Origin of the sequence: uncultured Pontibacter sp., assembly GCF_947499215.1 — a bacterium.
In the GTDB taxonomy this organism is placed as follows: domain Bacteria; phylum Bacteroidota; class Bacteroidia; order Cytophagales; family Hymenobacteraceae; genus Pontibacter.
Map to the genome: position 1 here is coordinate 1603964 of NZ_CANMNI010000001.1, position 12863 is coordinate 1616826.

Sequence of the window (12863 nt, forward strand, 5' to 3'; positions counted from 1 at the left end):
GGCAAATCAAATTAGCATAAATTGCCTATTCCCATTAGCGGATTGGTTTGCCCAATCTGGGGCATTCATGCGCTATAAACCGAATTCTATGATAAGCATAACTGAACGGCATCAACTCATCATCAATAAATTAAAGCAGGAAGGCCATGTTAATGTACTGGACTTATGCGAGAATATGGACGTATCATCCGTCACCATCCGGAAAGACCTCAAACTACTCGAAGACAAAGGCTTGCTTTTCAGGACCCATGGTGGTGCAACACTCCATAACCCATACACTGTTGACCGTTCCGTAAATGAGAAAGAGAAAATCCAGTCCTCTGAGAAAATGCGCATAGGAGCCGCTGCTGCCAAGCTTGTGCAGCCTAACGACTCTATTGTGATTGCCTCTGGCACTACGGTACTGGCCCTTGCTAAAAGTATTCAGCCCAAAGGCGGCCTTACTGTGATCACACCGGCTCTGAATGTCGCGCTGGAACTGATTCGCCACCCGGAAATAGAAGTGCTGCAACTGGGCGGCATGATGCGCAAAAGCTCCTCCTCCGTAACCGGGCCCTATGCCGAGAGCATTCTGGCGGATTTTTCGTGCAGCAAGCTTTTTCTGGGAGTCGACGGCATTGATCTTGAGTTCGGATTGACCACCACCAACGTGATGGAGGCCCACCTGAACCGCGCCATGATGCAGGTATCCCAGAAGACAATCGTATTGGTGGATTCCACCAAGTTTGGCAGAAGAGGCTTTGGTAGGATCTGTGGTTTCGAGGATGTGGACCATGTCATCACCGACAAAGGCGTATCAGACTATATTGTGACGACCCTCGAGGGCATGGGCACGAAAGTGACTGTGGTATAAGCAGGCGCTATACCTGCAATAAAAAAACGGAGCGAAGTCTTCCGGTTTTTATACCTGTTCGACTCCGCTCCGCTTAAGCTACTCTATTTTCAACTTACCCTATTAACAGCTTATTTGAGGTGCTTGCCTTCCAGTAGCACACGGGCCCATACCTTATACCCTTCTGCAGTCAGGTGGAGCCCATCGTGGGTATACTCCTGCTTGAGCCTTCCTTCACCATCCGAAAAGGCCGGATGCAGGTCCACTACAGTTACTTTTTCTTTCTCTCCCAATTCCTTTATCTCCTTGTTCAGGTAGGACACATGCTCCTCTTTATTGTAGTGCCTCTTAAACTTGTCGAAGTTATTATTTGTCGGCAGCATGGTCTGCAGATAGATTTTGGTAGCAGGCGAACCGGCTTTCACGCGGGCCACTATCTTCTTATAATTCTGCAAGATCAAGCTGTCCGGTATATTCCGGGAGATGTCGTTTATGCCGATCAGGATAAACAGCTTGGCAGGCTTGCCTGCGATCACATCATCCAGCCGCTCCAGCACACCATATGTGATATCACCCGATATACCCCGGTTCTTAACATGCTTGTTCTTCAGCAGTTCATTCCAGTTAGGGTGCGCCGTTAGGCTATTGCCCAAAAACACAATGTCCTTTCGGGAGGCAGGATAGGCCTTGTGCTGCTCTACCTGCACATGGTACGTAGCGGGGCGGAACGTGCTGTCCCAAGCCACTACCTGTGCAAATATTTCAAATGTGACAACAGATAAGAGAAGTAACAACAGCGCTTTAAAAGCTATACGCATTTTCATTTTTGTGTAAATCCTAGTTTAGGGTTGATAAAAGGTTCGGGTAGTCGGTAATGATACCATCCACTCCAAGGGCACGGAGGCGTGCTATCTCCTCAGCCGTGTTCACTGTCCAAGGTATAACCTTGATCTGCTTTTCGTGGCATTTCTGCAGGAGTTCGGCGGTTACTAGCTTGTAGTTGGGACTGTAGACCACAGGTATAAAACCCAATCGCTCGATATTCTGCTCAAATGTGTCTTGGTTGCTCACCAGCAGCGATGTTCTGATGTGCGGGTAGCGCTTATTCAGTTCCTGCAGAGTGCGCGGGTCAAACGACTGGATGATCACCCAAGGCGTTATACCTTTCCGCTCGATCACCTCCACCATCAAATCCATGAAAACAGCCGGCTCAGGGTGCAGTTGGTTGTCGTTTTTTGCCACCGACTTCGTCTCGATGTTGTAAAACACCTGCGGCAGACCTTTCACCTCCAAATAGTTCTGCACCGAATCAATCAACTCTTCCAGAAGCGGTATGTAGGCTTCCATTTTTTGCTGCTGCGGATACAGGTCGTAGAATTTAGTGCCCATATCGAACTTTCGTACCTCAGCATAATCCATCTGGTAGATGGCGTAATTCTTACTTTCCTCTTTCGTAAAATCCCTGCCGTCCGGGGTACGGGCATAGGCCGGGTTGATGTGCGGGTCATGCGTGACCACTACTTTACGGTCTTTGGTGATGTGACAGTCCATCTCGATGGTTGTCATACCCAGATCAATGGCTTTGCGCATGGCAGGTATGGTGTTCTCGGGCATAAGTCCGCGTGCGCCACGGTGGCCTTCGGTATCAAATGCCGGCAAGGCCGGAAGCTGCTGTTCCTGCTGCTGAGCAACGGACTGCTGCTGTGTGGGTTCACTACTTTTACAAGCTCCCATTGACATAAGCGCTGCAAAGGCGAAAGGCATGATATTTTTCATACTGAGGTAAAAAGTATTCTCTGATATTTAATAGGTTCTATGCTTTATGGGCCGGCACCACCTGCTCATACCTGTTGCCGAAACGGTCGGTGGCCACTACTTTCAGCGACTGCACTTCGGGTTTGAAATGCGACAGGAAGAGGTGGTCTGTTCGAACCGGCTCAGCAAATGTTCGGCCTTTCGGTAATTGGTCTCCTTTGTAAAGCGTTACTGCCATCGGGTCGAAACCTGTCGTATTTTCCAGTGTACCCATATACTTTTCATCAGCCCACCACTCTACTTTCCACTCCGGGTCCCAGTTCCACACATTGGCGATCATACGCTTTTGGTTGGTGAGTTCCTCCACACGTATGCTGATCTGGTGCTCTTTCGGGAGGCCGGTGGATTTGTAGTACCACTTCATCTCGGTGCCTTCCACTTCATACACGCCATACCCGCGCGGGGCTCCGTCGCTACAGATTGGTCCCGTCCACCAAGCGCCGCAAAGCGTGCCATGCACGTGCTCATGCACATTGCCTGTGATCACGTTGCGATTATAATGCGTATGGCCCGACATGATGTGCACCTTGCGGTCTCCGAGTATGGCATAAAAGTCCTCATTGTTTTTCACGCTGTTGTGCACCGGTATGTGTAAGCCTATTACCACCAAGTGGTCTTTCGGCACAAATTCCAAATCCTTTTTAAGCCAAGCCAATTGGTGCTCGGCTAGGTAGCCGTCGTAATTTCTTTCGGTGCCCAAGTAGCGCACATCGTCTAGCACCACGTAGTGTACCTTACCCCGGTTGAAGGAGTAGTAAGTCGGGCCATAAAGCGCCTCGAACGTATCGTCCGACACGTCATCGCCGCCTTTTCGGTAATCCATGTCATGGTTGCCGAGTACTTGGAAGAAAGGTATACCGGTGCCGGCCACAGCTTTGTCGTAGCTCTCAAACAGCTCGTGCTTGTCCCACACGATGTCGCCCACAGTCATGCCATGCACCAAAGCGCCTGCTCCAAATGAGGCCACTAGTTCCTTCACATCCGGTACCGACTGCGCCATCATCTGCTTTACATCTCCTTTGTTCTTAACCTGCGGGTCGGCCCATACAATAAACTTATGGTTCGTATCGTCCTGTTGCAGTTTGGTGAGTTCAAAGTCATATTGCTGTTTCGAATTCGCCATATTTATGTGCTGATAGTGGCGTGCTATACCTTTCTCTTGCGGCAGGGCGTAACCGGCTGGCACCGAGATAAACACCGCTTTTGCCAGCTCATGCTTTGGCATTTCGTAGCGCCCCTTCCGGTCGGTCTGCACCACGCTATACCCATCCGACACCACCACGCCAGCCAGCTTTTTACCACCGGCTTTTACAGTGCCCTTTACTTTCTTAACCGATAAAGCAGAGGCATAAATAGACTCGGTGCTGAGCACCAATCCTCCTGACAATACAAGGAGGCTCTGAACAAATTTTCTTCTTTTCATGGTCAGGGTCGGTTTCGAAAATTGTATGCAGATTAAATCCCGGGGATGTTTTTTAGCTGAGCGAAAGTGGCTTCATATTTCTGGTAAAGCGGGCTGTCCCAGAATTTGATCATCACCTCGTTGTTGTTGCGGAGGGCATTCTGTGTAAAGTTATGGGAGCCGGTAAGCAGCAGTTTGGTCCGCTTGCCCTTCAGATCACCATCGATCATGATAAACTTGGAATGGATGTTCACCTTGGTCTGGCTGCTGCTGGTCATGTTGTATACCTTGAGGTATGCCCCCTGCTGCTCCAACTCGCGCAAGGCCTGCAAAATGTCTTCTGCAATGCTGCTTTTCACAATCACTTCTACGCGTGCACCTTGGGCTCTCAGTTCGCTTAGCTTCTGCACAATGTTCATGCGGGTGCTGGTCCAGTCAGACATGCCGATTCGCACCGTGGCCGTGGCTGGATTCTCGATTTCATCCAGCAGCTCTACAATCGTGTCGCCGCCATAGGCTGTGCCATTCTTGCGTTTTGGCAGAAAGTGGGCTTCTATACCTATGGCCGGGTCATGGTACTCGCGGTACTCAAAGTCTTTCATGCCTGTCTCGGCTTTGGCTTTCATATCCTCCCAGTAAGTGCGGAAGGCTTGGTATAGCCCAGTATGCGCTATCGTTACCGCATTCTGAATTTTGCGGGTGTCAGAGAGGTTGAAGTTATGGGACGTCTGAAATACCACGTTTTTCTCTATTCCTGCCTTGGTGTGCACCTCAGAGAAGAGCACAAACTTGTTGTGGTTGATGGCAATACTGCTGGCATCGCTTGTTACCGTAATCACTTCTGAGTTTTCCTTTAGGGCGTTGCGAAGCTCCACTACTGTCAAAGGGTTCTCTTCTATTGACTCCTCCCGGCTCATGTCAATCATCAGATGCAGTTTCACACCACGCTTGTGGGCGTCTTTGAGAGCGGCTACCAGTGCCGGGTATTTAAACAAAAAGATGGACAGGTGAATGCTCTCTGATTTTGGCGTGGCATTTATCAGCCCGATCAGCCTGTCGAGTATAACGGTGGAGGAATTGCCCAGTCCCACTCTATTGATATCTGTAAAAAGCGCTTCTGGAAGTGTGACGTCGGCTGCCGTAATGCTCTCAATCTCTGGCTCCGGTGTAGGTGTTTCCTCATTGGTTTTGCAGGCAATGAGAAATAGAAGAAAAGCAGGAAGCAGATACCGCAAGGCAGGTATACAGTATTTTATAAACATGCCGCAGGTTACATTTTGATTTCCATGATCTTGCCGCGCTTGCGGCTTTCTTCGGCCATAAAGCCCATGATATGCGATTCGATGGACTCGTCGATGGTAGAGGTTAACAGGGCTGGGTTCTGCTGTGACACAGCCTGCACAAAATCGCGCACTAGTAACCAGTCGCCGCCGCCGTGTCCGCTGTTTTTGTAACCGTCCACATCCTCGGCCCGTGGTACCAGCTTCAGTTCCTTCTCGGTTCTGAAATCGGTCACGACCAGTTCATTCATGTCGCCCACCATATCGCCCATAGAGCCCATGATGCGGGTGCGACGACGGGCATAAGAGGTAAAGGCCTCCATCGAGAAGCTGGCCGTTACGTTGTTGGCAAACTGTATGCTGGTCACATAGTGGTCCGGCTGGTCATTCTCCATGCGGTAGACGCAGCGACCATAGTTAGTGGTTTTGAGCCGCTCCATGATCACCTCGCTGTGCTGGCTTTTATCTGCCGGCAGGTCGAGCACGAAGGTGCGTTTGCGTTTGTCGTGGTAGTGCTTGATGGCGGAGTAAGGACACTCGCGCTCCACTTTGCAGCCATCGGTACAACGGGCGGTACTGCCTTCCGGCGCATTCTCTTTGCGGAACCACTTGAGGTCGCCCATGGCCGCAATGCGCTGGCTGGGTTTGTTGATTACCCATTTGATGATATCGAGATCGTGGCAGGACTTAGCCAGAATGATGGGTGTAGTTTCTTTTGAGTTGTGCCAGTTGCCACGTACATAGGAGTGGGCCATGTGCAAATGCTCAATCGGCTCGAAGTGCTGCACGCTGATCACCTCGCCAATGGCGCCGGCCGCAACCAGTTCTTTCATTTTCACAAAATAGGGGGCATAGCGTAGCACATGGCAAACGGCCACAATGCGGCCAGTCTTTTTAGCCAGCTTCAATATATCGCGGCATTCTTTTTCGGTTGGAGCAATGGGTTTCTCCAACAATATGTCATAGCCCATGGCCAAGGCTTTCATGCAGGGCGCATAGTGCATGTTATCAGGTGTGGAGATGATTACGGCATCGGCAAACTTGGGTCGCTTAAAAACCTCCTCCCACGTTTCGAAGCGGTTGTCATCGGCTACCTGATGGGTGGAGGCGTATTTTTCGTTCCTAAACTTATTCGGTTCTGCTACCCCCACAATCTTGAGCTGCTCCGGAAATTTCGCCGCAAAGTTCCCATACACTGTCCCTCGGCTGCCGGCTCCTATAGTTATCGCCGTCACGGGCTTATCCATGGGCTGGTACAACGGGTTATCCGGAAGCTTGTAAGCGTATTTGTTATCCGCGAGTTGAGCTAAGGATTCTGTGCTGATGACAGCAGCGCCAATGCTCAAGCCCAGTGATTTGAGGAGATTTCTACGGTTCATACTGGTGAAGACTTGTTGAGTGAGGAGACAGTTTTAAAAAGGAGCCGCTGGGCTGTACACCCTAGCGGCTCCAATTAAGTAAGATTAGTTCTGGTAGATGGCGATGTCTTCGATGCTCAGACGGCCGTTCTGCACGATGGAACCATTTGTAGGTCCTAAGCCTAATTTAGCAACTCTGAAGCGCACAGATCCTGTAATATCCATCAAGAAAGTCGCATTTTTAGACACAGGACCGGCATCAGAAATCACTGGCCCGGTTTGTTCCCAAGTTTCGCCACCATCTGTAGAGTATTCCAATATCCAAGAGCTGGAAGCATCGGTATAGTAAGTGCCATACCATATGGTAACTTTAGAAGCCCCGTTAGGCAAGTCGAAGTTCATCTGAACCAAAGCCGGAACGCTCAGATTCTGCTGCATGCGGACAGCTTGCTTACCCGGCGGGTTGAACCTGTCTCTTCCCGGTGTTACGCCCAAAATCGCTTGGAACAACTTCCAGTTTCCGGTTTTAAGATCGATGTTATTGTCGATGGCCACCATGTTGTAGCTCCCTTTTGTTGATGCATCCGGTGACTCAAAGTCTTCAGGGAAACCAGCGTAGATTGGACCACTTGCGTTTGCCACATCAGCAATAGTACGTAATCTAAGGTGAGGTGCGGCCTGCTGGCCGCTTACGTTGTATCCAAAAGCTATACCTGTGAACTGTGCACTGGCGGGTAGTCTGGTACCGGCAAACGTAGCGGAAGACGAAGTGCGTAGCGTCATCGTGTTGCCTGCGCCATCGTCCATCACCTTGTCGCCACTGTATGTTTCGGTCGGCTCCGGAGTTGGTGTGATATCGGCATTAACACTCACAAGCGTGTTTTCGTACTTTTCGAAGTTGGTTGCCAGTTCACCCAATGCAACGTCTCGTGTTCTAACAGTACGGTTCTCTGCCGCCTTCAGCACTTTGGAGGGCGTAACCCCTTTTATTTGGAGCACCCCATTCTCACGCGTCAGCATGCTGCCCTCCACCTCTATCACAAGGGAGTCTCCAACAGCGTAGTTCACCCCGGCAGACTCCCCTAAGTTGATTACCATTCCTCTGGTGTCCCCTCTGCTGGTGTTTTGGATAATAACATGCCCTGCAGGCATGTTATTGCCCGAATGGTCAGAGATCACAACACCACCAATCTTATAGGCACCCATCATTCTATCTTTACCAAGCTTTACCTCTTGGCCTTTATATATGGCTTGCACTACTGCAACTGAGGCAAAAGGATTGGGCGTACCTTCGGCCGGATTGGGGTTTTCCTCTAAGCAGGATGTAAAGGTCAGAGCACCTGCCAGTAGGCCCAGTATAGCTAAACGAGTATTTTTCATGACTTTGCTAGTTAAAATTAATAATTGAGCCGATCTGCACAATTAGTTTTTGTTCCACCACACTTTTGTATTGATATCATCTCCACCTATGGCAGCCGCAGCCGCTGTGTAGTTAGCTCTGTTAAGCGACTGCACAGATACCGGGTACAGGAAGCGCGCGGGCATTTCGCCATTATTGCGAAGGCCAGAGCCTTTTGGCAGTATAGGGTGACCGGTCCTTCTGTACTCATGCCACTGCTGGAAATCTGTGAAGAACAAGGTGTAGTATTTCTGCACATGGATTCTATCCATCTTGTTTTCAAAACTAGCCTCCTCTTCCCAGCGAACTTCATCATTTTCAAAATGACCTTCTGGTACCTCCAACTGCCACATAGTGATGGCACTCTCTACACCTCTGTTATAAAAAGTCTCTGGGCTATTAGCAATCATACCTTTAAGCGCCGCCTCAGCCAAGATGAACTGCAACTCAGCATAATTCATAATATTGCCCAGCAACGGTTCATTCTTAAGCCCCACCAAGTACGTTGACTGTCTCTCAGGAACCTGCCCTACCGGATAGCCGCTCGGTATGCCGTTATATGTTCCACCAGAGATAGTAGCCCACCTTTCAATGCGAGGGTCGTTCCAGCTGTTCAGGTTATTCACGAAGAACTGACTCAAACTGTGACTTCCGTTAAAGTCGAAATCTCGGAAGGTATAGAAAGCCGATACCATCGGGGGCGTAGTTGTGAATCGCAGAATGGCAGACTCATCGTTGTTGGCAAAAATTGGGTAGTTAGACTTATTGACGTCCACAATCTCCTGAATTTTCGCTGCTGTGTTCATCTCTGGCTTTCCTGAAACACGCATTAACAAACGCAGGTATAGGGAGTTGCCAAACTTTCTCCACTTTGTGATGTCGCCTTGATAGAGTGGGTCCAAACTGCGCTGATCGGCTGTAAGCGCTTGGTTAGCGGCTAACAAGGTATTGGCTTCCTCCAACTTGCGGAACAAATCGACATAGATATCCTGCTGCGCATCAAAGCGTGGCTGGTATATACCTTCGCGGCCACGATTGGCCTCTGTGTAAGGTACATCGCCGAACATATCTGTAATCAGGGAGGTCACCCATGCGTCGCAGATAAGCGCTATACCCATAAAAGTGGTATTATTTATAGCTTCTGCACTGCTATACATGTCCACGAAGTTGGTTCGCTGCAGGTACCAGTTGTTCCACATATAATCCGACTCACTCGGGCGCACCACATAGCGGTGAATTTCGTCGGAGTCAATAGTGGTCACGTGCACCTGCATCAGTTCGTTGTTAAGACGCAGCGCACGGTTCTGGTTGCGCACGACCATATCGTGCAGGGCCGGAGCCAGCAGAGCCTCTGGAGTAGCTGCCGCCGTGCGGTTAGGGTCTGTGTTTATTTCCTCAAATTCCTTCTTACAGGAAAATGTGGACAAACTGGTTGCCGCCAGCAGGGCTAGCGTGGCTAATTTTATCTTTTTCATCTTGCGTAGTGTCAACATAATTTCTTAAATACCAACTGTCAGGTTAAGACCGAATGTTCTGGTAGAAGGGAACTGTCCGATCTCAAAACCAGCGGAAATCTCACCATCACCCAATGTTCCAAATTCAGGATCGAATGCAGGCCAGTGTGTGAACATGAAGAGGTCACGACCATACACACCAACAGAAGCACGCTGCAATCTCACTTTATCCAGCAGGCCTTTTGGAAGCACATAGTCAAATCGCATCTCGCGCAGCTTTATAAAGTCTGTGCTGAAGGTGTTAGCCTCCACATTGTCACGCTTGAAGTGCTCGCTGTAATAGGCTTGAATGTTGGTGGCCATCACGTCGTTCGGGCGGTAAGAACCATCGCCATTCATGATCACACCGTTACCGATGATACCGTTGTAGCGACCCGGTAGGGTTTTAGTCAGCTTCCCTTCTTCAGCCAACACAGCATGTGTCAATGAATAAGCCACACCGCCAAACTGACCATCGAATAACACATTCAGGCGGAATTGCTTGTAGCGGAACTCATTACCGATGCTGGCTCTCCAGAGTGGCGTAGTATTGCCTAAATACTGAGCAGTCTGAGCTAAGATCGGGTAGCCAAGTTCATTGTAAACAATTTGTCCATCAGGAGCGCGCTCATAGCCCAAGCCGTAAAGTGCCCCCATTCGGCCACCCGGACGGGCTTCCACAGAGCCACGGTTAGCAGGTCCTGTTGACATAACATAGGTATCAATGCTGTCAGCCAGTTCAACTACTTTGTTCAGGTTAGTGGCATAGGTGGCAAACATGGTCCAGTTCAGGCCATTCTTATTAGTTAGAATTTTGGTATTGGCCTGCACCTCTAGTCCTCTGTTCTGTACCAATCCAGAGTTCAGCACAACCCCAGAATAACCTGTGGCACGGTCAACAGGAACTACGAAGATCTGGTTACGGGTATTATTTTGGTAAACTGACACATCCAGCCCGAGTCTGTTCTGGAACAAGCGCACATCTGCACCAAACTCGATACTGGTCGTTAGCAGTGGTCGCAGGTTTTCGTTTGCAATAGCTGATGGGTTAGACAAACCAGATGGGAAAGGCTCTGACACATAGGTATAGGCTGTCAGGAATGGCGTGGTACCGCCGCTACCTACCTGCGACCATGAACCTCTCAGTTTAGCAAAAGAAACAGCAGCTGGCATCTGAATGATATCAGACAGCGACGTGCTCAGGTTAACTGACGGATAAAAGAAGGAGGTATTCTTTGTAGAGGTTGGTGTGGCCAGCGTACTAGTCCAGTCGTTTCGGGCAGTCAGGTCCAAGAAAAGGAAGTTATCGAAGCTGAACTGGGCCATACCGTAAAGGCTGTTCACAGCATACTGGCTGCGGAATGGATAGGCCACCGGAATGTCCTTGCTGTTGGCAAAGCTATAGATACCCGGGTAGAGCAGTCTGTTAGCGTGCAGCGACTCACGAACATAGCGGTTGTGCATGCGGCTACCGCCCACCGAGAAATCAGACTCGAACTTGGTCGACAAAGGTTGCTTATAGCGCACCAAGAAGTCACTGTTTACTTCTTGAGCGAAGATGCTCTGTGTACGGAACATGCCATCGGCAAACTTCTGGGTGTTCTTAGGGCGCTGCTGCGAACGCTCTTCATAAGAGAAATCCATGGCCGTGCGCAACATAACACTTAAGTTATCGGTGAAGTTGTAAGTAGCTGACACGTTACCTACCACACCATTGCGGTTAGACTTGTTAAGCATTTCGTAGGCCTGCAGGTATGGGTTGTCGAGTAAGCTACTGAAAGGACGTGTCTGCGCCAGTCCCTCTTGGCCCGGCAACCAGTAGTCTTTAAACCAATTGATGTCTCCGTTAGGCACCAAACCTCTAATGAAGTACATGATAGTCTGGTTGTTATAACCCGTAGACGGCAGGTTGTCGCTATACTTGTTGGTATAGTTTACTTTAGTTGCCAGCTGTAACTTATCAGTCACTTTCTGGTTTAGGGAAAGCGCCACTGTGTTACGGGTATAGCCCGTGTTCGGTATGATCCATGAGTTCTGAAGGTTTGTAAAAGACAAACGGGCAGAGGTACGGTCGTTGCCACCTTCAATGGTTACACTGTTATTAAAAGTCTTGGAGGTCTCAAAGAAGTCCTTGCGATTGTTTTTGTAAGGTACCCAAGGCGTTCTCTCCTCTCCTCTCGTTTGCGTTGCCGGATCGTACTGGTAATACATCTGGCCATCGAAGCGAGGTCCCCAAGCCGAGCTGGTGCTACGTGTGTTTGGTCCGTCTTCACTGGCATTGTAAGAATACCATGTGTCCTGACCGGCTGCACCCTGACCATACTCGTACTGGTAATCAGGCCAGCGAGAAATCGTACCCAGCGATGTGTTGGAGTTGATTGTAACGCCCAACCCCTTCTGCGTAGGGCGACCCGATTTGGTGGTGATAATGATTGCACCGTTGGCACCGCGGGCACCGTATAGCGCTGCCGCACCCGGCCCTTTCAGCACCGACACACTTTCAATGTCTTCTGGATTGATATCGCCCAGACCTGTACCAAAGTCAACTGGAGAGTCACCGCCCAAATAGGATCCGCTTCCTGTGCCAGTCATCCTGCCGCTGCTACCGCTAATGATCACACCGTCAACCACGATCAGAGCTTCGCTGTTACCGTCCAATGAATTTTCACCGCGAAGTATAATCTTGTTAGAACCAGCAGGACCGCCGCCAGACTTGATCATGTTCAGACCTGCTACTTTACCAGAAAGCGCATCTGTCCAGTTGTTGGAGATGGCATTGGTAATTTCTTCGCCTTTCACCTGCGATACAGCATAACCAAGCGCCTTCTCTTCACGCTCTATACCGAGAGCGGTTACCACTACTTCGCTCAACTGCTTGTTATCGTTAGCCATGCTAACTGCAAGATTTTCCTCACTTTTCGTGATGGTCACATTCTGCGCCAAAAAACCGATGTACTGAAACGTTAGCACAGAACCGGTTTCTACGCTTACCTGAAAATCCCCTTCCGCATTGGTAATACCCACTGGTTTCCCATTTGCCAAAATGGTCACACCTGGCAGTGTGGTGCCGTCATCTTTCGCAGTCACTTTGCCTTTAACAGGCACTCTCTCTCCTTGCATGAACTTGGCCGATCCGGCCGCAGCTAGCGCAGGATGAGCGACAAAACCGGAGCCTATTACAAACAGGCAGGAGCAAAGCAGTATACCTTTCCTAAGGCTATACCTTCGCTTGTGAAAATGGGGTAATTGTTTTTCCATTGAACTACTGATTTAGACTCGTTCGT

The 12863-nt window shown here is 49.7% G+C and carries 9 protein-coding genes; 1 reads left to right on the forward strand and 8 read right to left on the reverse strand.

Annotated elements, in window-relative coordinates:
- Window positions 1-88: 88 nt before the first annotated feature.
- The gene (locus Q1A04_RS07070; protein ID WP_366943814.1) at window positions 89-853 is read left to right on the forward strand and encodes a DeoR/GlpR family DNA-binding transcription regulator; all 765 of its coding nucleotides are present in this window, start codon (window positions 89-91) and stop codon (window positions 851-853) included.
- A 110-nt stretch (window positions 854-963) separates the two neighbouring features.
- On the opposite strand, the gene Q1A04_RS07075 is transcribed toward Q1A04_RS07070, so the two are convergent.
- The 8 genes from Q1A04_RS07075 to Q1A04_RS07110 form a co-directional block, all read right to left on the reverse strand.
- Window positions 964-1650 carry a GDSL-type esterase/lipase family protein gene (locus Q1A04_RS07075; RefSeq protein ID WP_299703103.1) on the reverse strand — a complete coding sequence of 229 codons (687 nt, stop codon included), beginning with the start codon at window positions 1648-1650 and terminating at the stop codon, window positions 964-966.
- Between the two features lie 19 nt (window positions 1651-1669).
- Window positions 1670-2608, reverse strand: coding sequence for a glycerophosphodiester phosphodiesterase (locus Q1A04_RS07080; RefSeq protein ID WP_299703106.1), 939 nt, complete (start codon window positions 2606-2608; stop codon window positions 1670-1672).
- 37 nt (window positions 2609-2645) lie between these two features.
- Window positions 2646-4070, reverse strand: coding sequence for a calcineurin-like phosphoesterase family protein (locus Q1A04_RS07085; protein WP_299703109.1), 1425 nt, complete (start codon window positions 4068-4070; stop codon window positions 2646-2648).
- 32 nt (window positions 4071-4102) lie between these two features.
- Complete coding sequence (locus tag Q1A04_RS07090) at window positions 4103-5311, reverse strand: phosphatidylserine/phosphatidylglycerophosphate/cardiolipin synthase family protein (RefSeq protein WP_299703112.1); 1209 nt, start codon at window positions 5309-5311, stop codon at window positions 4103-4105.
- An 8-nt stretch (window positions 5312-5319) separates the two neighbouring features.
- On the reverse strand, window positions 5320-6708 hold the full coding sequence (locus Q1A04_RS07095; RefSeq protein WP_299703115.1) for a Gfo/Idh/MocA family oxidoreductase: 1389 nt from the start codon (window positions 6706-6708) through the stop codon (window positions 5320-5322).
- A gap of 84 nt (window positions 6709-6792) precedes the next feature.
- Window positions 6793-8067 (reverse strand): DUF5689 domain-containing protein, encoded by a 1275-nt coding sequence (locus tag Q1A04_RS07100; protein ID WP_299703118.1) that lies wholly within the window; start codon window positions 8065-8067, stop codon window positions 6793-6795.
- 42 nt (window positions 8068-8109) lie between these two features.
- Complete coding sequence (locus tag Q1A04_RS07105; RefSeq protein WP_299703121.1) at window positions 8110-9561, reverse strand: SusD/RagB family nutrient-binding outer membrane lipoprotein; 1452 nt, start codon at window positions 9559-9561, stop codon at window positions 8110-8112.
- A gap of 24 nt (window positions 9562-9585) precedes the next feature.
- Entirely contained in the window at window positions 9586-12837 is a 3252-nt protein-coding gene (locus Q1A04_RS07110) for a SusC/RagA family TonB-linked outer membrane protein (protein WP_299703124.1), read from the reverse strand.
- Window positions 12838-12863 lie beyond the last annotated feature (26 nt).

Bases quoted from the DNA above. Each gene is read 5' to 3' on its own strand.
- Q1A04_RS07070 (WP_366943814.1), top strand. From the start codon at position 89: ATGATAAGCATAACTGAACGGCATCAACTCATCATCAATAAATTAAAG.
- Q1A04_RS07075 (WP_299703103.1), bottom strand. From the start codon at position 1,650: ATGCGTATAGCTTTTAAAGCGCTGTTGTTACTTCTCTTATCTGTTGTC.
- Q1A04_RS07080 (WP_299703106.1), bottom strand. From the start codon at position 2,608: ATGAAAAATATCATGCCTTTCGCCTTTGCAGCGCTTATGTCAATGGGA.
- Q1A04_RS07085 (WP_299703109.1), bottom strand. From the start codon at position 4,070: ATGAAAAGAAGAAAATTTGTTCAGAGCCTCCTTGTATTGTCAGGAGGA.
- Q1A04_RS07090 (WP_299703112.1), bottom strand. From the start codon at position 5,311: ATGTTTATAAAATACTGTATACCTGCCTTGCGGTATCTGCTTCCTGCT.
- Q1A04_RS07095 (WP_299703115.1), bottom strand. From the start codon at position 6,708: ATGAACCGTAGAAATCTCCTCAAATCACTGGGCTTGAGCATTGGCGCT.
- Q1A04_RS07100 (WP_299703118.1), bottom strand. From the start codon at position 8,067: ATGAAAAATACTCGTTTAGCTATACTGGGCCTACTGGCAGGTGCTCTG.
- Q1A04_RS07105 (WP_299703121.1), bottom strand. From the start codon at position 9,561: ATGAAAAAGATAAAATTAGCCACGCTAGCCCTGCTGGCGGCAACCAGT.
- Q1A04_RS07110 (WP_299703124.1), bottom strand. From the start codon at position 12,837: ATGGAAAAACAATTACCCCATTTTCACAAGCGAAGGTATAGCCTTAGG.